18 protein-coding genes are annotated in these 22222 nt (G+C 59.0%); 12 read left to right on the top strand and 6 right to left on the bottom strand.

Annotated features, from left to right (window positions below):
* The first annotated feature begins 50 nt into the window (after positions 1-50).
* Both moaA and moeA read left to right on the top strand, forming a co-directional pair.
* Complete coding sequence (gene moaA / locus GJA_RS05645; RefSeq protein WP_038489705.1) at positions 51-1169, top strand: GTP 3',8-cyclase MoaA; 1119 nt, start codon at positions 51-53, stop codon at positions 1167-1169.
* Between the two features lie 104 nt (positions 1170-1273).
* Positions 1274-3163, top strand: coding sequence for a molybdopterin molybdotransferase MoeA (moeA, locus tag GJA_RS05640; protein WP_038489703.1), 1890 nt, complete (start codon positions 1274-1276; stop codon positions 3161-3163).
* A gap of 5 nt (positions 3164-3168) precedes the next feature.
* Here the strand turns inward: moeA and GJA_RS05635 are convergent, their stop codons facing one another.
* From GJA_RS05635 to cqsA, 3 genes are all read right to left on the bottom strand, one after another.
* Positions 3169-4548 carry a DNA recombination protein RmuC gene (locus GJA_RS05635; RefSeq protein WP_038489700.1) on the bottom strand — a complete coding sequence of 460 codons (1380 nt, stop codon included), beginning with the start codon at positions 4546-4548 and terminating at the stop codon, positions 3169-3171.
* Positions 4549-4552: 4 nt separating this feature from the next.
* A complete protein-coding gene (locus GJA_RS05630; RefSeq protein WP_038489698.1) occupies positions 4553-4942 on the bottom strand; it encodes a group II truncated hemoglobin in 390 nt (129 codons plus the stop codon).
* 72 nt (positions 4943-5014) lie between these two features.
* Entirely contained in the window at positions 5015-6262 is a 1248-nt protein-coding gene (gene cqsA / locus GJA_RS05625; RefSeq protein WP_038489695.1) for an alpha-hydroxyketone-type quorum-sensing autoinducer synthase, read from the bottom strand.
* Positions 6263-6421: 159 nt separating this feature from the next.
* On the opposite strand from cqsA, the gene GJA_RS05620 reads away from it, so the two are divergent.
* Both GJA_RS05620 and GJA_RS05615 read left to right on the top strand, forming a co-directional pair.
* Positions 6422-7741: a sensor histidine kinase gene (locus GJA_RS05620; protein ID WP_339325650.1), complete on the top strand. Its 1320-nt coding sequence runs from the start codon at positions 6422-6424 to the stop codon at positions 7739-7741.
* A gap of 8 nt (positions 7742-7749) precedes the next feature.
* Positions 7750-8751 (top strand): response regulator, encoded by a 1002-nt coding sequence (locus GJA_RS05615; protein ID WP_038489692.1) that lies wholly within the window; start codon positions 7750-7752, stop codon positions 8749-8751.
* 18 nt (positions 8752-8769) lie between these two features.
* On the opposite strand, the gene GJA_RS05610 is transcribed toward GJA_RS05615, so the two are convergent.
* The 3 genes from GJA_RS05610 to GJA_RS27125 form a co-directional block, all read right to left on the bottom strand.
* On the bottom strand, positions 8770-11301 hold the full coding sequence (locus GJA_RS05610; protein WP_038489689.1) for an ABC transporter permease: 2532 nt from the start codon (positions 11299-11301) through the stop codon (positions 8770-8772).
* A gap of 22 nt (positions 11302-11323) precedes the next feature.
* Complete coding sequence (locus tag GJA_RS05605; protein WP_038489686.1) at positions 11324-12331, bottom strand: adenosine deaminase; 1008 nt, start codon at positions 12329-12331, stop codon at positions 11324-11326.
* Between the two features lie 337 nt (positions 12332-12668).
* Positions 12669-12905 carry a hypothetical protein gene (locus tag GJA_RS27125; protein WP_144241430.1) on the bottom strand — a complete coding sequence of 79 codons (237 nt, stop codon included), beginning with the start codon at positions 12903-12905 and terminating at the stop codon, positions 12669-12671.
* A 4-nt stretch (positions 12906-12909) separates the two neighbouring features.
* On the opposite strand from GJA_RS27125, the gene GJA_RS05600 reads away from it, so the two are divergent.
* From GJA_RS05600 to GJA_RS05565, 8 genes are all read left to right on the top strand, one after another.
* Positions 12910-14832 (top strand): PrkA family serine protein kinase, encoded by a 1923-nt coding sequence (locus tag GJA_RS05600; protein ID WP_038489683.1) that lies wholly within the window; start codon positions 12910-12912, stop codon positions 14830-14832.
* 81 nt (positions 14833-14913) lie between these two features.
* Positions 14914-16182, top strand: a complete 1269-nt coding sequence (locus GJA_RS05595) for a YeaH/YhbH family protein (RefSeq protein ID WP_038498833.1) — start codon at positions 14914-14916, stop codon at positions 16180-16182.
* An 8-nt stretch (positions 16183-16190) separates the two neighbouring features.
* Positions 16191-17732 carry a SpoVR family protein gene (locus tag GJA_RS05590; protein ID WP_038498830.1) on the top strand — a complete coding sequence of 514 codons (1542 nt, stop codon included), beginning with the start codon at positions 16191-16193 and terminating at the stop codon, positions 17730-17732.
* Positions 17733-18280: 548 nt separating this feature from the next.
* Positions 18281-18937: an energy transducer TonB gene (locus GJA_RS05585; RefSeq protein ID WP_038489681.1), complete on the top strand. Its 657-nt coding sequence runs from the start codon at positions 18281-18283 to the stop codon at positions 18935-18937.
* Positions 18938-19018: 81 nt separating this feature from the next.
* Positions 19019-19942, top strand: coding sequence for a MotA/TolQ/ExbB proton channel family protein (locus tag GJA_RS05580; protein ID WP_081905264.1), 924 nt, complete (start codon positions 19019-19021; stop codon positions 19940-19942).
* Between the two features lie 5 nt (positions 19943-19947).
* Entirely contained in the window at positions 19948-20373 is a 426-nt protein-coding gene (locus GJA_RS05575) for an ExbD/TolR family protein (protein ID WP_038489674.1), read from the top strand.
* Between the two features lie 69 nt (positions 20374-20442).
* A complete protein-coding gene (locus GJA_RS05570; RefSeq protein ID WP_197539783.1) occupies positions 20443-20874 on the top strand; it encodes an ExbD/TolR family protein in 432 nt (143 codons plus the stop codon).
* A gap of 79 nt (positions 20875-20953) precedes the next feature.
* Positions 20954-22165 carry a tetratricopeptide repeat protein gene (locus tag GJA_RS05565; protein WP_038489668.1) on the top strand — a complete coding sequence of 404 codons (1212 nt, stop codon included), beginning with the start codon at positions 20954-20956 and terminating at the stop codon, positions 22163-22165.
* Positions 22166-22222 lie beyond the last annotated feature (57 nt).

Genomic DNA, 22222 nt, shown 5'->3' with positions numbered 1-22222 from the left:
TATCGTATTGGTCTTAGACGCAACCCTTGTAATTTGGCAGCGAATCATTCATGGCTGAAAAGATAATCTTTCTCGCCGACGCGCGTAAGCAGGCGCCGGCGCTACCCTCCATCCTCGAAACGCCGAACGGACGTGTCGCGGATAAACTTGCCCGTCCCTTGCACGACTTGCGCATTTCGATCACCGACCGCTGCAATTTCCGCTGCGTCTATTGCATGCCGAAGGAAGTGTTCGACAAGAACCATTTGTTCCTGTCGCAATCGGCGCTGCTGTCGTTTGAGGAAATCACCCGCATCGCCAAATTGTTCATCGCCCACGGCGTCGAGAAAATCCGCCTGACCGGTGGCGAACCCTTGCTGCGTAAAAACATCGAAAAACTGATCGGCATGCTCAGCGCATTGAAAACGCCGTCCGGCAAGCCACTCGACCTGACGCTGACCACCAACGGCTCGCTGCTGGCCAGAAAGGCGCAATCGCTGAAGGATGCCGGCCTGCAAAGGGTGACGGTGTCGCTCGATTCGCTCGATGAAACCGTGTTCCGGCGCATGAATGACGTCGACTTTGCGGTCAGCGAAGTGTTGCACGGCATCGATATCGCGCACCAGGTCGGCCTGGGGCCGATCAAGATCAATATGGTCGTCAAGGCTGGCTTGAACGACCAGGAAATCGTGCCGATGGCGCGCCATTTCCGCCATACGCCGTACATCTTGCGCTTCATCGAATACATGGACGTGGGCGCATCGAATGGCTGGAATTTGTCGGAAGTCATTCCCTCATCGGAAGTGGTACGCAGGATCGATCAAGAAATGCCATTGCGGGCGCTGGATCCGAATTACACTGGAGAAACAGCCGCACGCTGGTCCTACCGCGACGGCGGCGGTGAAATCGGCTTGATTTCCAGCGTCACCCAGGCTTTTTGCAGCGACTGCAGCCGCGCCCGCCTGTCGACCGAAGGCAAGCTGTACACCTGCCTGTTCGCCAGCGGCGGCCACGACTTGCGCAGCCTGTTGCGCGACGGCCGCAGCGACGCGGAAATCTCGACCAGCATCGCCCAGCTGTGGCGCGCGCGCGGCGACCGCTACTCCGAACTGCGCACACAAAATACCGATGGCCTTGAGCAGTCTGAAAAGAAACCCAAAAAGGTCGAAATGTCCTACATCGGCGGTTAAGCCACACGCGCCCGCAAGGCCGATCAACGCACCAGGTGGCGATCCGGCTTGATTTGCCTGCCGATTGCCTTATGATACGGGCATTCACCGCCACTATTCCTTTCATGAGCCATAAAAATTCCATCACCGGGCTGGTACTGGCCGGCGGCCGCGGCACGCGCATGGGTACGGTCGACAAAGGGCTGATGCCGTTGCGCGGCACGCCGATGGTGTCGCATGTCCTGCAACAACTGACACCGCAGGTGGCCGGCATCGCCATCAGCGCCAACCAGAACCTGGAACGCTACCAGTCGTTTGGCGTGCCGGTCTGGTCCGACGAGTTATCCGGGTATGCCGGTCCGTTGGCCGGACTGCACACCGGCCTGTCTCATTGCGATACCGAATACCTGCTGTGCGTGCCCTGCGATTCGCCCTTCCTGCCAGCCGACCTGGCCGAGCGGCTGTCTGCCGCGCTGCTTGCGCAACAGGCTGACCTGGCCATCGCGGTGACACTGGAAGCGAACCGGGCCGGGCAAGTGCAGCGCCAAGCCCATCCAGTTTTTTGCCTGATGAAGAGCGAGGTTGCGCCAGTATTGCAGGATTATCTGCGCAATGGCGGGCGCAAGATGGATGGCTGGTTTGGCGGCTTGACAGTGGCCCAGGTGTTATTCGACGACGCCAGCGCGTTCCGCAACATCAATACGCTGGAGGAATTGCAGCGTATTGATGCGGCCGGCATCACGCTGGAGCAAGCCGCGGCCCAGTTGCCGGGCTACCGTGCCGACGCCTTGCCGGTGGACTATGCGCAGCACATCATCCGCACCCTGGTGACGCCGCTGCGGGCGGTCGAAAAAGTGGCATTGCGCAGCGCTCTGGGCAGGGTATTGGCGGCCGACGTGATTTCGCCGATCAGCGTGCCGTCGCATGATAATTCGGCGATGGATGGTTATGCGCTGCGCGGCAGCGACTTGCTGGCCGGCCAAACCAGCATCTTGTCGATCACCGGCACCGCCTACGCCGGCCATCCGTACCCATCGCCGGTCCAGACCGGCCAATGCATCCGCATCATGACCGGCGCCGTGATGCCGGACGGCTGCGATAGCGTGGTGCCGCAGGAATGCGTGGCCGAGGCCACTGGCAGCGCGATTACCTTGCGCCCGGGAACCATCAAGCCGGGCGACAACCGCCGCTTCAAGGGCGAAGACTTGATGCAAGGCCAGGCCGCCTTGAAACAAGGCAAGGTCATGCGGCCGGCCGACCTCGGCTTGCTGGCATCGCTGGGCATCGCCGAAGTGGCCGTCAAACGGCGCTTGCGGGTGGCGTTTTTCTCGACCGGCGACGAATTGCGTTCGATCGGCGAAGCGCTCGACGCCGGTTCGGTCTACGACAGCAATCGCTACACCCTGTTCGGCATGCTGAACCGGCTCGGTTGCGACATGGTCGACATGGGCATCGTCCGCGATGAACCGGCGGCGCTGGAAGAAGCGCTGCGCTGCGCCTGCGAAAATGCCGATGCCGTCATCACGTCCGGCGGCGTCTCCACCGGTGCCGCCGATTACACGCGCGACATCCTGGCGGCGCTGGGCGAGGTGGCGTTCTGGAAAATCGGCATGCGTCCGGGCCGGCCTATGGCTTTCGGCAAGATCAACTCGCATGGCCACAGCGCGGTGCTGTTCGGCTTGCCCGGCAATCCGGTCGCGGTGATGGTGAGCTTTTACTTCTTTGCGCGCAGCGCGCTGCTGCGCATGATGGGCGCCGACGACACCCCGCTGCCGCTGCTGCGCGTGGTATCGTCGTGCGCCATCCGCAAAAAACCGGGACGCACCGAATACCAGCGCGGCATCCTGTCGTCGGATGCCGATGGCCGTCACCACGTGCGCATTACCGGATCACAAGGCTCGGGCATCCTGCGCTCCATGTCGGAAGCCAATTGCATGGTGATCCTCGGCGAACGGCAAGGCGATGTCGCCGCCGGCGATAGCGTCGACGTCCTGATGTTCGAGGGCCTGATTTAAATGCGCTACAGCTGGCTGTCGTCGCTGTCGGCGCCGAGCAGCAATTGCGCTGCTTCGCCGGGCAATGCTTCCACCGATTTCAGCTTGCGCGCCATCTGGCGGCTGCGTACTTCGGCGCTTTCGATATTCTTGGCGGCGCGTTCCAGCGCCAGCTTGGTTTGCGACAGCACTTCGCCGAATTTGCCGAACTCGGTCTTGACCGCGCCCAATACCTGCCACACTTCGGACGAACGTTTTTCCAGCGCCAAGGTGCGGAAGCCCATTTGCAAGCTGTTCAGCAAGGCCGACAACGTCGATGGACCGGCAATGCTGATGCGGTGCACGCGCTGCAAGTCATCGGCCAGGCCGGCACGGCGCATGACTTCGGCGTACAAGCCTTCGGTCGGCAGGAACAGGATCGCAAAATCGGTGGTGTGCGGCGGCGCCAGGTATTTCTCGGCGATGGTTTTTGCTTCGCCGCGCACCGCCCGCTCCAGCTCGCGCCCGGCGCTGGCCACGCCTTCGGCATCGGCCCGCTCGGCCGCGTCGACCAGCCGTTCATATTGTTCTTTCGGGAATTTCGCATCGATCGGCATCCATACCGGCGGCCCGCCATCGACCAGGCCCGGCAGCTTCAGCGCGAATTCGACCCGCGCGCCGCTGCCGGCGATGGTTTCGACGTTCTTGGCGTATTGATCGACAGTAAGCACTTGCTCAAGCAGCATCTCCAGCTGTACCTCGCCCCAGGTGCCGCGCGTCTTGACGTTGGTGAGCACTCGCTTGAGATCGCCGACGCCCAGCGCCAGCTGCTGCATTTCGCCCAAGCCCTGGTGGACCCGTTCCAGGCGTTCCGAGACTTGCTTGAAAGATTCGCTCAAGCGCGTTTCCAGCGTGGCGTGCAATTTTTCATCGACCGTCTTGCGCATTTCTTCCAGCCGCATGCCATTGTCGGCCTGTAAATCGCGGATCTTGCTTTCCAGCGTCGCGCGCACTTCCAATAACCGCTGGGCGTTCGATTCGGTCAGCTTGGCCAGGCTCTGGTTGGTGCTGTCGGCAAACCGCGCCAGGCTTTGCGCCTGTTCTTCGCGTCCGCTTTGGCCCTGGCGATGGATTTGCGCGCGCATGCTGTCGAGCTGCTGCACCGTGGCGGCGTGGAATTGCGCCAGGCCGGCGCTCAATTCCTGGCGGGTCGACTGGGCCGACGCCTGCAATTGCAGCCGCACCTCGCGTTCGACCCGGTCGATGCGCTCCAGGCTTTGCTGCTGATGTTGCTGCAGCAAAGCCAGATTGGCGGCGCCATCCGTGCCGCCGGCACCGGAACTGCGGCCGCGCAGCAAACTGACGATTTGCAGCACGATGGCCACGGCGACGCCGGCCAGCAAGATGAAAAATTCGCTTTGGCCCATGGTATCAGTCAGCCTTGTTGCGCATCCAGTCGGCGGTCTGGTAAAACGACTCCATCAGCCGCACACGCAGTGATTCCTCGATGCCGGTGTCTTCCATCGCCCAGGCCATCGCCCGCAGCCACTGGTCGCGCTCGCTGGTGCCTATCGCGTACGGCAAGTGGCGGGCGCGCAAGCGCGGATGGCCGAATTTTTCGATATACAGGTCGGGGCCGCCCATCCAGCCGGTCAGGAACCAGAACAGCTTGTCGCGCGAGCCTTGCGTCGACGGCGGATGCATGGTCCGGATGCCGGCGAATTCCGGCTCCAGTTCCATCAAGTCGTAAAAGCGGTCCACCATCGCACGCAGGGTGGTTGCGCCGCCGATTGTTTCATAAAGGGAGATAGGTTCAGTCATGCCCGGTATGATAACTGAAGGACAGCCGCCAAGCTGCCGTCCCGCATGATTTACGTTCCCGGATGCCGGATGCTACACCAGCGACAGGCGCCGTAAACGGCGCGTCGACGACCAGCTTTCCAGCCCGATCTCATCGCGGATCGCCGCGCAGGCGTCGAGCAATTGGCCGATTTGCCGCTCATCCAGGCCCGCGTTCAGCGTCAGGCGCACCAGCGAGCGGTTCTTCGGCGTGGCCGGCGCGCAAAACACGGCGCCATAAATGCCGTGCCGTTCCAGTGCCTTGCGTAATTGCAGGGTTTTCGGTTCCGGTCCCGCTTCCAGTGCGATGATTTGTTCGCTGCCATCGCTGACGTTGTAGCCCAGCCCGGATAAGCCGTCACGGATGCGCCGCGTGTGATTGCGCAAGGTGGCGCGCCTGTCGTCGGCGCCACGGATAAAGTCGAGCGCGGCGTCGAACCAGGCCAGTTCGTGCTCCAGCAGGCAAGAGCTGAAAATCGCCTGGCGCGCGGCCGACAAAAAATAACCCTTGAATTTGCTGGAGCAAGTGATCAGTCCGGCGCGCCCGGCAAAAGCCTTGGCCAGCGATGCGGTACGGAAATGCACCCTGGCTTGCAGCCCCAGCGCGGCAACCAGCCCTGCGCCCGACGGTCCGTGGGTACCCAGCGAATGCGATTCGTCGACGATCAGGATGCTGCCGCTGCGTTCGGCCAATTCCAGCACGTCCAGCAATGGCGCAACGCTGCCATTGGTGCTGTACAGCGCATCGACGACGACGATGCCGCGCCCGTGCCTGGCCAATTGGCGCCGCAGGTGCTCACTGTCATTGTGCAGGAAAGGCACCGGCAGCGCCTGCGCCGACAATACGCCTTCCCACAAGGAAGCGTGGGCCTGCATGTCCAGATACACTGGAATGCCCGGTTCAGCCAGGCTTTGCAGCAAGCCGACATTGGCGGCCCAACCCGATTGCGCCAGCAAGCTGTCCTCGGCGACCAGGAAGTCCGCGAACTTTTTTTCCAGCCGCTGCTGGCTGCTGCCTTCCTGCAAGAAAACCGACGACATCAACAAGCCGCCCGCGCTGTGCCGCAATGCCGCGACCTGGGCCGCCAGCAAGGCCGGCTCGCGCGCAATCGCCAGATAATCGTTCCCGGCAAGGAATACGGCGGGACCGCTGGCCGTTTGCCATACATGCAAATGCTCCCCTCCCAGCAAGTTGGCGATGCGCGTCACATAGTGTTCATCCATGCGCCGGCAAACAAAGTCCGGCAACGCGTGTTCGGCGGCAAACGTGGTTGAGTGTTGCGATGGGGAAATAACAGTCATGGGGAGTTCTCCTGAGCGGGGGTTATGAGAGTGCTACCCGTGCAACATGAGGCCCCGCAAAAGCCAGGAGATTGATCTACATCAATTAATGAAAATATCCTTTACTTGCATCGAATAAACAAGCGGATGATGTTGTATTGATAGGGAACAATTAAACTCATGATGCAAATGCAACAGCGCCAAGGCTGGCAATGGCAACGCGACCTGGTCCGGCCGCTGTTGCGTTTCCAGCATGGCATCGACCGGACCCCCTCGCTGATGCGCCGTATCGCCATCCTCGGCTTGATCGGTTGCATCGGCATGCCGCTGTATTACGTGCTGTGGCACTACTGTTTTCCGCAACACTACGAATCGCTGCTATTGCGCAGCATCGGCGCGCTGCTATTCCTGCCTGCGCTGTGGGCGCGGCGCCTGGGCACGAAATGGTTCAACATCTATCTGATCGTCGGACTGACGTACGAATTGCCGTTCTTTTTCACTTATTTGTTCTTGATGAACCAGGCGTCGCTGGTCTGGTGCCACTCATTACTGCTGGCCTTGATCGTGCTGTTCCATTTCGATGTACGCATCGCCGCCCTCGCCTATGTCAGCGGCACCGCACTCGCCTGCGCGCTGTTTGCCTTCTCCGGCGACGCCGCCTTCATGCTCAATGACGCCGTGCTGCAGCAAGTGCCGGTGCATTGGTTCGCCATCGCGGTATTGTCGGCGCTCAAGATCGGCCGCAATGCGCTGGCGCAGGAGCGGCTGGCCGGCCTGAGCGCAGGGCTGGCCACGGTGGCGCACGAATTGCGCACGCCGCTGTCTAGCGTCGACGCCAATGCGCGCGGCTTGCAGCGCATGCTGCAGCAAGTGCGCGAATCGCCGCCAGCCGCGCCGGAACGCGAACTGGACCGTACCAGTGCGCAAGAAGCATTGACGCGCATCCAGTTCGAAGTACGCCATATGAATCACATGATCGACTTGTTCCTGCTCAGCGCCAGCGTGGTCAACCGCAACTTGCAGCCGAGCGAGGCGGTCGCCATGAGCAGCGTGGTCGACGCGATGATGCGGCGCTATCCGTTTATCGGCCCGGCGCAAAAACAATCGGTGGTGGTGGAATTGCGCGGCGACTTCACCTTCGCAGGACAAAGCGAACTGTGCGTGGTGGTGTTGCTGAACTTGCTGCGCAATGCGCTGAAGGCGATCCAGCGCGCCGGCAAGGGCCGCGTGCGCATCGTCATCGACGGCGCCCCGCGCGACGACGGCATCCGGCGCATGCCGCGCCTGCTGTTCATCGATACCGGCTGCGGCGTCGCCGAACAACGGCTGCCGCTGATATTCCAGCGTTTTTATTCGTATCCAGCGCATAATGGCACCGGCATAGGCTTGGCTTTATGCAAAGAAATCGTCGAAGCATGGCAAGCACGCATCCGCTGCATTTCGCGCGAGACGGCGTATGCGATCTTTGTCCTTGAATTCCCCGTGCCCCCTACTCACTAAGGTGCAGCATGCAATTGCCGATCTATACCCATCCGACGCTGACCGTGCTGATCGACGACAGCGATTCCTTTTTGAGAAGCATGTCGTTCCAGCTCGACCCGATGCTGGCCAAGAAGACCTTTCACGACACCCATAGCGCGCTGTCGTGGCTGCAACAGGATGGGCAGCGCGACGGGATCAGTCCGCTGCAAGTCAATTTCGACACCCAAAACTTGCCGCCCGATCATTGCAACGTAGCCGTCGATATCGAAAGAATTTACCGCATCAGCGGCCAGCCGCGGCGCTTTGCGACGCCATCGGTGCTGGTGGTCGATTATTCGATGCCGCAAATGAATGGCCTGGAATTTTGCCAGGCGGTGCGCCACTTGCCATGCAAAAAAATCCTGTTCACCGGCGCGGCCGATGAAAAGATTGCCGTGACCGCGTTCAACCGCGGCTTGATCGACCGCTACATCAAAAAAAGCGACGACGATGCGCTGGACATGCTGGAACAGGAAATCGTCGCGCTGCAAAAACAGTTTTTTTCCGAGCAATCGGAAACCCTGCGCGACTTGCTGGTCCTGCACCACTATCCCTTCCTCGAAGATCCGGCGCTGGCCGCCGTGGTGCAGCAATTGAGCCGGCAGCATGGCTTTGTCGAACACTACATCTTCCCGAATCCGAGCGGCATCCTGTTTTTCGACAAGCATGGCAAAGGGAGCCTGATGATCATCGAAACCGAAAAAGACATGCGCTCGCAATATGAGATCGCCCGCGACAGCGACGCGCCGCCATCGCTGCTGGCGGCGCTGGAAGAACGCCGCGTGATCCCGTACTTTTCCGATCCGGCCAGCGACGGCATGTATTCGGCGGCGATCGGCGACAACTGGTACCGCTATTGCGCGGCGCCGACCATTTGCCAAGGCAATGAAATTTACTTCTGGGCGCTGTTCGACTTCCCGCCGCGCGACGACATGCCGGTGTTTTCCTACGCCCAATACCTGAAGGAGCAGCAAGCCGTACTCGCCTGATACCGGCAGCTCAGGCGTTTATGCCTCGCGCAGGGTTTGCAGCGGCGGCTGGCGCAGCACATTGCGCAAGCCCAGCCAGCCGCCGGCGATGGCGCACACCGCGCCGGCGACCAGGCCGGCCAGCCATACGCCGGGCGCAAAACTCCACGCGAACTTGAACTGGTACGTCGCCAGCGCCCAGCCCATGCCCGCCGCGCCGGACGCGGCCAGCAAGCCGGCCAGCGCGCCGACCAGTGAAAACTCGATCAGCTGCGCCTGTGCCAATTGCTGGCGGGTCGCGCCCAAGGCGCGCAGCAAGCCGGCTTCGCGGGTGCGTTCATCCTGCGAGCCCATCAACGCCGCATACAGCACCAGCACGCCGGACAGCAAGGTAAAGGCGAACAGGAATTCGACCGCCGTCACCACCTGGTCGAGCACGCCCTGTATCTGTTTCAGCACGCCGCCGACATCGACCACCGTCAAGTTCGGGAAGTCGCGCGTCAGTGCATTGCCCAGCTCGGCGTGTTGCGGCGGCAAGTGAAACGCGGTGATCCAGGTTTGCGGCGTGTCGGCCATCGCCGCCGGATTGATGATGACAAAGAAATTGACCTTCATCGACCCCCACTCCAGCTTGCGCAAACTGGTGATGGACGCTTCCACGGTTTGCCCGGCGATATCGAAGCGCAACTGGTCGCCCAGTTTCAGGCGCAAGGTCTTGGCCAGCCCTTCCTCGACCGATGCTTCCGGCGCCGCGCCCGGCTTGCCGCTGAACCACTGGCCGGCCACGATGCGGTTTTCGGTCTGCATGTCCGGCATCGTCGACAAATTGAATTCGCGGTCGGCCAAGCCCCTGGCGCGGTCTTCGGTATAGCTTGTTTCAGTGATGGCCTCACCGTTCACGGCCGTCAGCCGGCCCCGTATCATCGGGTACAGCGGCGCATTGACGACCTCGGCGGCGGCCAGCCGCGCAGCGATCTCGGCCTTTTGCTCCGGCATGATATTGATAATAAAACGGTTCGGCGCATCGGCCGGCGTGGCGTTGCGCCACGCGCTCATCAAGTCGCCGCGCACCACGGTCAGCAACAGCAGCGCCATCAAGCCGAGCGCCAGCGACACCACCTGGATGATGGTCGCGCCGGGACGCCGCTGCAAGGACGTGACGGCAAAACGCCAGCCCTGGTGATTGACGAGACCGCGCAGCTTCTTGAGCGCCTTCAAGCCCAGCCAGCCGGCCAGCGCGAACAGCGCAAACCCGCCGAGGAAGCCGAGCGCGGTCAGCAGCGCCAGTGGCACATCGCCGGCTTGCCACAGCAACAAGATCATAAAGGTGGCGATGCCCAGCCCATACGTCAGCAAGGCCAGCGGTTTCGGCCCCGCCGCTTCGCGCCGGATCACGCGGTTATGCGGCACATTGCGCAACTGCAAGATCGGCGGCAACGCAAAGCCCAGCAGCAACAGCATGCCGGTGGCCACGCCTTGCAGCGCAGGCAAGATCGACACCGGCGGCAAGTCGTTTTGCACCAGCTTGCCCAGCACTTCCAGCAAGATCAGGTGGCCGCCGAAGCCGACCATCACGCCGAGCAGGCTGCCAACCAGGCCGACCAGCAGGAATTCGATCAAATACATGGCCGTGACCTGATTTTGCGTCAAGCCGAGGCAGCGCAGCATCGCGCACGCATCGAGGTGGCGCAGCATGAAACGGCGCGCCGCCATCGCCACGGCCACCGCCGCCAGCATCGCCGACAGCAAGCCGACCAGCGACAGGAAGCGGTCGGCCCGGTCCAGCGTCGACTGCATTTCGGGACGGCCCGATTCCAGCGACTCCAGCCGCACGCCTTTGACTACGCCATCCTTGATCTGCGCCTGCAGCCAGGTCTGGAACGCGGCGATGCCGGCATTGTCGTTGCCCGGCGCCGCCAGCAGCAAGCGATACGTCACGCGCGAACCGTTTTGCACCAGCGCCGTCGCCGCCAGGTCGGACAGCGGCAACATCACCCGGGGCGCAAAATTCAGGAACGACGCGCCGCGATCCGGTTCGCTGGCAATTAACTGGGTAACCGTAAAACTCTTGTCGCCCAGCCTGATGGTATCGCCGACCCTGGTTTTCAAGCCCGGCAAGATGCCGGCATCGACCCATGCGGTGCCCGGCGCCGGCACCTGGCTGGTCGGCGTACCGACACTATCGTTCGCCTGTGCGGCATCGGTGCTGATTTTCAGCTTGCCGCGCAGCGGGTAGCCGCCCGACACCGCCTTGATCGACGCCAGTTGCGACACCGATTGCTCGCCCTCTCCCGCCTGCGCCATGCTGGGAAAGGTCACCGTTTCCGCCATCGCCAGGCCGCGCCGCCGCGCTTCGGCGCGCCAGGCCGGATTGACCGGCTGGTCGGCGCTGACCACCAGGTCGGCGCCCAGCAATTGATGGGCGTCGCGGTTCAGGCCGGAGCGCAGCCGGTCGACAAAGAAACCGACCGCCGACAAGGCGGCCACGGCGACGATCAGCGCCACCAGCAAGAAACGCAATTGACCGGCGCGCCAGTCGCGCCGGGTCATTTTCAGGGCAAGGCTCAGCATGGCGAATTCCGGTCAGAGGCAGTTAAACTGCGGCAAAGAAGGCGTCGACTTCGGCCAGATAGCGTTGTTTACTTTCTTCCGGCAAGAACGCGGCGCTAAAACTATTGCGCGCCAGCCGCTGCGCATGCGCCAGGCCGAGCGGCAAGGCGTCGAACACGGCGATGAAATTGGCATTCATATAGCCGCCGAAATAGGCCGGATCGTCGGAATTGACGGTGGCCAGCAAACCGGCGTCCAGCAATTGCAGCAAATTATGCTGCCGCATTTCATCGAACACTTTCAGCTTGGTATTCGACAATGGACACACCGTCAACGCGATCTGTTCCCGCGCCAGCCGCTGCGTCAGTTCGGCATCTTCCAGGCAACGCACGCCATGGTCGATGCGCTCGACCTGCAACACATCGAGCGCCGACCAGATATACGCCGGCGGCCCTTCTTCGCCGGCATGGGCGACCACATGAAAACCCAGTTCGCGGCAGCGGGCGAATACGCGCGCGAATTTTTCCGGCGGATGGCCGACTTCCGACGAATCGAGCCCGATACCGATGAATTTGTCGCGATAAGGCAAGGCCGCTTCCAGCGTCTTGAATGCGTCGTCTTCCGGCAGGTGGCGCAAGAAACACAGGATCAGGCTGGCGCTGACCGGGCTATCCTGGCAAGCGCGGTCAATGCCGTCGATAACGGTCTGGATGTCGACGCCGCGCTCGGTATGGGTTTGCGGATCGAAAAAGATTTCCGCATGGCGCACCTGATCGGCCGCGGCGCGGGCCAGGTAGGCGCTGGTCATATCGTAGAAATCCTGCTCTTTTAACAGCACGCTTGCGCCAGCGTAATAAATATCGAGAAAAGATTGCAAATCTTCAAAAGCATAAGCCCGGCGCAAATCTTCCACCGATTCATAGGCCAGCTTGACGCCATTGCGTTCAGCCAATGCGAAAATCAATTCGGGCTCCAGCGAACCTTCTATATGGATATGCAACTCCGCCTTCGGCATCTGTTGTACGACGGCTCGCAATTGATCGTTCATCATGTTTTTTTCTTTCAGTAATAGGCGCGCAATGCAGCTGACAATACCGCTTTAAAAAAGGCTGGCAGCGCGGCCAATAATTCAACGCCGGACCGGGTCCGGCATGCAATCCAGGCATCTTAGCGCAAGATCGGACTGGCCATCGGCATCGCGCCGCGACGGGTCATGACGGTGCAATCCGGACAGCACGACATTTTTACGACATTGAATGTTGAAAAACGCATCAAAACTTAATCAAATGAATTAATTTTTTCCAATTAAATCAGCGATTTACAAGCAAGTATTAAGGATATTACGACATATCTTTTGACTTCCTGAACTAATAGAGCAATAATAAATTTCATAGACGTAAGAAGAATTTCATCACAAATACAAAGCCCGCCTGGATCATCCAGCGCATGGCGATAAACGTCAGCTTTTGGCCCGGGCAAACCGGGCTTGCGGAACACCGCCGGTTGACGTTGACAACAACAAGAAACAATAAAAAATCAAAGGAGTTTTCAAGGTAAGTGCCGGTCAGCGGACGTACGCCAGAACCGATCACAGTGACTAGCAGGTTTACATCATTAAAGGACATCCAAATGACCATTTTTGACAACTACGCAGCACGATATGAACGCACCCGGGAAGAGGAAATGTCGCTTTCCGACTATCTGGCGCTGTGCAAAAAGGACCGGCTGACGTATGCCAGCGCACCGGAACGCATGCTCGCCGCGATCGGCGAACCCAGCCTGGTCGACACCCGCAACGACACCCGGCTGTCGCGCATCTTCGCCAACAAGGTCATCAAGATCTATCCGGCCTTCCGCGAATTTTACGGCACCGAGGAAGTGATCGAGCAAGTGGTGTCCTACTTCCGCCACGCGGCGCAGGGACTGGAAGAGCGCAAGCAAATCCTGTATCTGCTGGGACCGGTGGGCGGCGGCAAATCGTCGATCGCCGAAAAACTCAAGTCGCTGATGGAGCATATCCCCTTCTATTGCCTGAAAGGTTCGCCGGTCAATGAATCGCCGCTCGGCCTGTTCAATGAAGAAGAGGACGGCGTCATCATGGAAGAGGATTACGGCATCCCGCGCCGTTATCTGCGCAATATTCCCAGCCCATGGGCGGTCAAGCGCCTGCATGAATTTAATGGCGACATCAATCAGTTCCGGGTCGTCAAGCGCTACCCGTCGGTGCTGAAACAGATCGCCATTTCGAAGACCGAGCCCGGCGATGAAAACAACCAGGATATTTCTTCGCTGGTCGGCAAGGTCGATATCCGCAAGCTTGAAGATTATGCCCAGGACGATCCGGACGCCTACAGCTATTCCGGCGGCCTGTGCCTGGCCAACCAGGGCTTGATGGAATTCGTCGAAATGTTCAAGGCGCCGATCAAGGTCCTGCACCCGTTGCTGACCGCCACCCAGGAAGGCAATTACAAGGGCACCGAGGGCTTCGGCGCGATTCCGTTCGACGGCATCATCCTGGCCCACTCGAATGAATCGGAATGGAAAACCTTCAAGAACAACCGCAATAACGAAGCGTTCCTCGACCGTATTTATATCGTCAAGGTGCCGTATTGCCTGCGCGTGTCGGATGAAATCAAGATCTACGACAAGCTGATCGCCAATTCCTCGCTGCTGAAAGCGCCGTGCGCGCCCGGCACCTTGCGCATGATGGCCCAGTTCGCGATCCTGTCGCGGCTGAAAGATCCTGAAAACTCCAGCATCTTCAGCAAAATGCTGGTCTACGACGGTGAAAACCTGAAGGATACCGATCCGAAGGCCAAGTCGATGCATGAATATGTCGATTACGCCGGCGTCGATGAAGGCATGAATGGCTTGTCGACCCGTTTCGCGTTCAAGATCCTGTCCAAGGTATTCAATTTCGACAATACCGAAGTGGCGGCCAATCCGGTGCACCTGTTATATGTACTGGAGCAGCAAGTCGAGCGCGAGCAATTCCCGCCTGAACTGGAACAGCGCTATTTCTCGTATATCAAGGAACACCTGGCGCAGCGCTACGTCGAATTCATCGGCAAGGAAATCCAGACCGCTTACCTGGAAAGCTATTCCGAGTATGGCCAGAATATCTTCGACCGCTATGTGACCTTCGCCGACTTCTGGATACAGGACCAGGAATACCGCGATCCGGATACCGGCGAGAGTTTCGACCGCGAATCGCTGAATAACGAGCTGGAAAAAATCGAAAAGCCGGCCGGCATTTCGAATCCCAAGGATTTCCGCAACGAGATCGTCAATTTCGGTTTGCGCGCGCGGGCCTCCAACGGCGGCAAGAATCCGGCCTGGACCAGCTACGAGAAATTCCGCACCGTGATTGAAAAGAAAATGTTTTCAAACACCGAGGAATTGCTGCCGGTCATATCCTTCAATGCCAAGGCCAGCGCCGACGACGCCAACAAGCACGCCGACTTCGTGGCGCGCATGGTCGAAAAGGGCTATACCGCGAAGCAAGTGCGGCTGCTGTGCGAATGGTATTTGCGCGTCAGGAAATCGTCGTAAATATGGAGTAAGCTGGCCGGGTGCGGCGCGCTGTTTGACCCCATGCGCGCCGCCCGGTTCAGCAACAATACGGGAGGCACGTTGACTTACCTCATAGACCGTCGCTTACAGAGCAAAAACAAGTCCGCGGTCAACCGCGAACGGTTTTTGCGGCGTTACAAGAGCCAGATCAAGGATGCGGTCGGGCGCGCCATCAAGGGCCGCTCGATTACCGACGTCGAGAATGGCGAAAAGGTCACCATACCGGTCAAGGATGTGGGCGAACCAGCGTTCGGCCACGCCCATGGCGGCGTGTGGGAAACCATCAATCCCGGCAACCGGGAATACCAGAAAGGCGACCAGATCAACCGGCCCAAGGGCGGCGGCGGGGCTGGCCGCGGCAAGGCCGGCAATAGCGATGAAATTACCGAAGACGATTTCATCTTCGAATTGTCGCGCGAAGAATTCATGAATTATTTCTTCGAGGATTTGGAATTGCCGCACATGGTCAAGACCCAGCTGACCGCGACCACCGAATTCAAGAACCAGCGCGCCGGCTACAATATGTCGGGCACGCCGTCGAATATCCACGTGCTGCGCTCGCTGCGCGGCGCGCTGGGACGGCGCATCGCGGTCGGCGGCGGTTCGCGCAAGCGGCTGGCCGAAGCCGAGTCCGAGCTGGACGATATCTTGCTGCTCGGCGCGCCGGAACACGACCACCGCGTCATCGAATTGCGCGCGCTGATCCATCACCTGCACACCCGCTTGCTGGCGATTCCCTTCATCGACCCGTTCGACCTGCGTTACAGCAACCGCATCAAGGTGCCGAAACCGATGACGCAGGCGGTGATGTTTTGCATCATGGACGTATCCGGCTCGATGGATGAAACGCGCAAGGATACCGCCAAGCGCTTTTTCATCTTGCTGTACCTGTTCCTGAAACGGGTTTACGACAAGATCGACGTGGTGTTCATCCGCCATCATACGGCGGCGGCCGAGGTCGATGAAAACGAATTTTTCAATTCGCGCGAGTCGGGCGGCACGGTGGTGTCGTCGGCGCTCAATCTGCTCAATACCATATTGGAGGAGCGTTACGGCGGCGGCCAGTGGAACAGCTACGTGGCGCAGGCCTCGGATGGCGACAACTGGGACAACGATTCGGTGCTGTGCCGCCAACTGCTGATCAATACCATCATGCCGAAGGTGCAGTATTACACCTATGTCGAAATTACCGATGGCCCGCAGCAAAACTTGTGGGAACAATACGCCGGCGTGCTGGACCACCATAGCCACTTCGCGATGCAAAAGATCGTCACCCCGGCCGATATTTATCCCGTGTTCCGCGAATTGTTCAAGAAGCAGGTGAAATGATGAACATGATGAGCCAGCGTCCCGTGCACCCGAACGCCCTGCCCGAGCAATCGGAATGGACTTTTGAATTGATCGAGCAAATCCACGCCGAGATCCGCCGGGTGGCCGAACAATTCGGCCTCGACACCTATCCGAACCAGTTGGAAATCATCACCGCCGAACAAATGATGGACGCCTATACCTCGGTCGGCATGCCGGTATCATATAACCATTGGTCGTTCGGCAAACATTTCCTGTCCACCGAAAAAAGCTACAAGCGCGGGCAAATGGGATTGGCGTATGAAATCGTCATCAATTCCAATCCCTGCATCGCCTATTTAATGGAAGAAAACAGCCTGACCATGCAGTCGCTGGTGATCGCACACGCGGCGTATGGCCATAATTCTTTCTTCAAAGGCAATTATCTGTTCCGTACCTGGACCGACGCCGACGCCATCATCGATTACATGGTGTTTGCCAAGAATTACATCAATGAATGCGAACAGCGCCACGGCGTCGACGCGGTCGAATTGCTGCTCGATTCTTGCCATGCGATCCAGAATTACGGCGTCGACCGCTACAAGCGTCCGGCCAAGCTGTCGCTGGCGCAAGAATATGCGCGCCAGAAAGAACGCGAAGAATACGTGCAATCGCAAATCAACCAGCTGTGGCGCACGCTGCCCCGGCGCGAGGAAGACGAGGAAGCTGAACAGGAAAAACGCAACGTCCAGCGCTTTCCGCCGGAGCCGGAAGAAAACCTGCTGTACTTCATCGAAAAATACGCGCCGCTGCTGGAACCCTGGCAGCGCGAAATGGTGCGCATCGTGCGTAAAATTTCGCAGTACTTTTATCCGCAGCGCCAGACCCAGGTGATGAACGAGGGCTGGGCCACCTTCTGGCATTACACGATCTTGAACCAGCTGTATGACGAAGGCGTGGTCGGCGACGGCTTCATGATGGAATTTTTGAAGAGCCATACCAACGTGGTATATCAACCGCCGGTCGACAGCAAATATTACAGCGGCATCAATCCGTATGCACTGGGCTTTGCGATGATGAGCGATATCCGGCGCATTTGCGAAAACCCGACCGATGAAGACCGGGCCTGGTTCCCGAACATCGCCGGCAGCGACTGGCGCAAGAGCCTGGACTTTGCGATGCGCAATTTCAAGGACGAAAGTTTCATCGCCCAATACCTGTCGCCCCGGCTGATCCGCGAATTCCATTTCTTTGCCGTGCTCGATGATGACAAGAACGACAAGCTGGCGGTGTCGGCGATCCACGATGAAGCGGGCTACCGTTATGTGCGCCAGCAATTGGCGGAACAATACAACCTGGGCAACCGCGAACCGAATATCCAGGTGTGGGCCGTGAATACCCGCGACGACCGGGCCTTGACCTTGCGCCACACGCAGTTCCAGCGGCGTCCGCTGAACCAGCAAGCCGAGGAAGTGCTGCGCCATGTCGCCAGGTTGTGGGGCTTCGACGTGCACCTCGACACGGTCGACCCGGATGGCAAGGTATTGGCCAGCATGGCTTGCCGCCGAGAAAAGCGTAACCGTCCCGCCTGAGTCTGTCATTCCCGTCTTTTGCTCCTGCTGCCCCGCGTCCACGGGGCAGTTTTTCCCCTCCCCATAAGCTCCACTCATATATATATAGGCTCCAGCTATCGCCTGCGCGCCGCGCACGATAGCCATGCAGCGCAGCCGGCTTGGGGGTATAGTCGCAAGCAGAGGCATAAGTGGTCTTGTGCCGACAGAAGAAATTGCTGTTCGGCAATATTTCAGGCCAAATTTCGCCAATTCCATTGACTCAATGACAGAATATTATTTTGTGTTTTTGGAACATCGAAGAACTTCGGCACAGTACCGGCCAGACCATGCAAAAACGACATGGAACCGCCTTTTTTTTGCCCGGAAAGCATGCAAAGAATGCATAAGCAAACATGGCTGCTGCGTAAAAAATCAGCAAAAATTTAACCGGTTTTAGGCGCTAAAAATCTATGTAAAATAAAGAATTCGTATGTATAATTCGGCGACGTCCCGGATGCGGCTGGAGCATTGTGTCGACATTTTGGGGTTCAGTTGCAAGACAGAGATGGTATTTGGAGAAAGCAGGCATGAATTTTTCGAACGAGAAAAGTCCCAAGAACTACACAGGCATTACCATTGTTGTCCTGTTGCACGTTCTGGCGGCTTACGGGATCGCGACGGGCTTGGGTAAGCGCCTGGTCACCAAAATGATGGAGCCGGTCGAAACCAAGATTATCGAGGAAGTCAAACCGCCTCCACCGAAGGATCTTCCACCGCCACCGCCACCGCCTGAAATGAAAGCGCCACCGCCGCCATTCATTCCGCCGGTCGAGGTGAACGTACAGCAGCCGCCGCCACAGCAAAACGTGATCGCGAATACAACGACTGCCAAACCGGCCACCACCGAGTTGCAAAAGACCGCACCGGCCGCGCCGCCAGCGCCACCAGCCCCAGCTGCCACCGGCGTCAAGGTTGCAGCAGTGGTCAGTTTCGCCAATTGCGCCAAGCCTGAATATCCGAAGTCTTCGCTGCGCAATGAAGAAACGGGTACCTCGACCATGTCGTTCCTGATCGGGGTCGACGGTCGTGTTGCCGAGTCCAAAATCACGAAGTCGAGCGGCTTCCGGGATCTGGACAGAGCAGCAATCGCGGCACTCAGCAAATGTACCTTCAAGCCAGGCACAGTTGATGGCAAGCCAGAACCAAGCTGGGCGCCCGTACAATATGTTTGGACGCTGGATTAACCGAGGCGCAATACGGTCTCACTCGATATTTCGTTGTCAATTACTTTCAGCGATCTGATTATTTTTTAATTTGGAGGAAGCATGTTTAAGAATACCCGTTTGTCCGCTACGTTTGCCGCGGTTTTGTTGTCCGTAACCGCCGCTACCGCTCTGGTGGCAGCCCCAGCATTCGCTGACGCTCCAGCATCGGCAGCCGCTTCGGCACCAGCGACAGACGCTGCCGCAGCTCCGGCCCCTGCAGCTGACGCAGCAGCAGCTCCGGCGCCAGCCGCCGAAGGCGCAGCCGCTCCGGCAAAAACCGAAGAAGTGCACAACCCGTTCGGCCTGTCGGCGGTGTGGGAAGGCGGCTTCGTGCCACGTGCCACCCTGATCATCCTGGCCCTGATGTCGATCGGCAGCTGGTACATCATCATCACCAAGCTGCTGGATCAAATGAAGATCTTCAAGCAAGCTAAAGAAACCGCTGCCAAATTCTGGAAAGCGCCTTCGATCGCTGCTGGTTCGGCTACCCTGCAAGACGGCAGCCCATTCCGCTTCATCGCCGAATCCGGCACCAAGGCAACCGCCCACCACGATGGCGCCCTGCTGGAACAAATCGACCTGTCGACCTGGGTTACCATGTCTATTCAACGTTCGGTTGAAAAGGTTCAATCGCGTCTGCAAGATGGCCTGTCGTTCCTGGCAACCGTCGGTTCGACCGCACCGTTTATCGGTCTGTTCGGTACCGTCTGGGGTATTTACGGCGCGCTGACCGCAATCGGCATGACCGGTAACGCCTCGATCGACAAAGTCGCCGGTCCAGTTGGTGAAGCGCTGATCATGACCGCCTTCGGTCTGCTGGTCGCTGTTCCTGCCGTTCTGGGTTATAACTGGCTGGTTCGTCGTAACAAAACCGCAATGGAAGATGTTCGCTCCTTCAGCGCCGACGTGCACTCGGTCCTGATCTCCGGCGCAATGTCCACCAGCGAAGCTGGCCGTGCCGCCGGCGCTAAAAAGATCGGATAAAAATCATGTCGATGTCCGTCGGCTCCGATAGCGGAGAAGATCAAGTGATGTCCGAAATCAACACGACGCCGCTGGTCGACATCATGTTGGTTTTGCTGATCATCTTCTTGATTACCAGCCCGGTAGTGCTCAAGCTGCAAAAGATCAACTTGCCGATTGAAGCTAACCAGGCTCTTCAAACCAAGCCAGAGAATGTCAATATCGTGGTCAACAAGGATGGAGAAATCTATCTGGGTCAAACCCACTTGAAGGACACGAATGCTTTGTTTGACTATCTGAAAGTTGAAGCTGTGAAATTACCGCAGCCGGAAGTACATGTTCGCGGCGACCAGGAAACACGCTACGAATTCATCGGCAAGGTCATTTACACGACCCAGCGCGCCGGGATCCAGAAGGTCGGCTTCATCACCGAACCGCCTGAAAAATCCTGATGACGCAAGCGGACGCCGGACTGGCAACATCGGTCCGGCGCTGCATGGGACTTCTTAAAAGGAAACACTATGAGTATGAATGTCGGTTCGGGTAGCGCTCCTAACGCGGATCCAGAACCAATGATGGAACTGAACATGACCCCCCTCATCGATGTGATGTTGGTGCTCATTATCATGTTGATCATTACGATTCCTAAGCAAAACCACTCGGTGAACTTGAACATGCCGGTCGGCACCCCGCCGCCACCGACAACCGAACCAGTGGTGGTGACGATCGACGTCGACTTCGACGGCACGATCTTGTGGGACAACCAGGTGGTACCAGATCGCGCAGCACTGGAAACCAAACTGAATAACGTTGCCGCGCAAGCGGAGCAGCCAGAAGTTCATCTGCGTCCGAACAAACTGGTCGAGTACAAAGTCGTGGCTGGCGTAATGGCGGCAGCGCAGCGTCTGGGCGTGACCAAAATCGGTCTGGTCGGCAACGAACAATTCCAGTAAGCTGTTGTTTCAGGTTCTCTTTATTTCCGAATAGGCAGGATGATCCTGCCTATTTCGCTTTTTACTGAAAGACTTTCCCATGTCCAAGTTTCGTCTCGCTCATCTCGGCCTGGTAATGGCCGCCATCGGTTTTACCGCTGCAACACCAATCATAGGCCTGGTTTCGCTGGCACACGCTGCCGACACCGTCCGTGCGGAAGTGGGCAAACCACTGCAAGAAGCGCAGAAACTGGCGTCGTCGGGCAAGAATAAAGAAGCGCTGGCCAAACTGCGCGAAGCAGACAGCGTCGGCAACAAAACCGCCTTCGAGTCTTACCAGATCGAACGGGTACGCGCCTCGGCCGCCGCAGGCGCCGGCGACAACACCACCGCGATCAAGGCTTTCGAAGCCGTCATCAACTCCGGCCGCCTGAGCGCCGCCGAAGCACCGAAATTCACCCAGGGCCTGGCCGGCATGTACTACCGCGCCAAGGATTGGCCGAACGCCATCACCTGGATCAACCGTTCCTTGAAAGACAAGGAAGATCCGCAAATGCGCGAGCTGCTGATCCAGACCTACTACGTCAGCGGCAACTACGCAGCCGCGGCCAAGGAATTGCAATCGCGCGGCGGCAACTCGGAAGGCAGCCTGCAAATGCTGGCCAACATCCAGTTGAAGCAAAACGACAAGGCCGGTTATGTGGCCACGCTGGAAAAACTGGCCGCCAGCTATCCAAAACCAAGCTACTGGGCCGACTTGCTGAACCGCGTGTCGGGCAAACCGGGCTTTTCCAGCCGCCTGAGCCTGGACGTGCAGCGTCTGCGCCTGGCCAACGGCCTGCTGACCAAAGCGCCTGAATACATGGAATTGAGCCAGCTGGTCTTGCAAGCAGGCAATCCATCGGAAGCACTGAAAGTGATCGACCAGGGTTACAAAAAAGGCGCACTGGGCACCGGCACCGACGCCGCGCGTCACCAGCGCCTGAAAGACCTGGCCACCAAGCGCCTGGCCGACAGCAATGCCGACGCCGCCAAGTCGGAAGCCGAGTACCTGAAAAACAAGGATGCGGATGGCTTGAGCGCACTCGGTTTTGCGCTGGTCAGCGCCGGCCAGGCCGACAAGGGCCTGGACTTGATGAACCAGGCGATCAAGCTGGGCACATCGAAGTATCCAGAGGAATTGCAATTGCACCTGGGCATCGCTTATGCCCAGGCTGGCAAGAAATCCAATGCCGTGACCGCCCTCAAGGCCGTCAAAGGCAGCGATGGCGCAGCCGACCTGGCCCGCTACTGGATCTTGCAATTGAAATAATCCTTGCTTGTTCGGCGCCGCTGGTGGCGCCGGAACGCCAAAAAGCGTTGCTTGCCA

It is taken from the genome of Janthinobacterium agaricidamnosum NBRC 102515 = DSM 9628 (assembly GCF_000723165.1).
Classification (GTDB): domain Bacteria; phylum Pseudomonadota; class Gammaproteobacteria; order Burkholderiales; family Burkholderiaceae_D; genus Janthinobacterium; species Janthinobacterium agaricidamnosum.
This window is presented reverse-complemented; position numbering and strand designations above follow the sequence as displayed.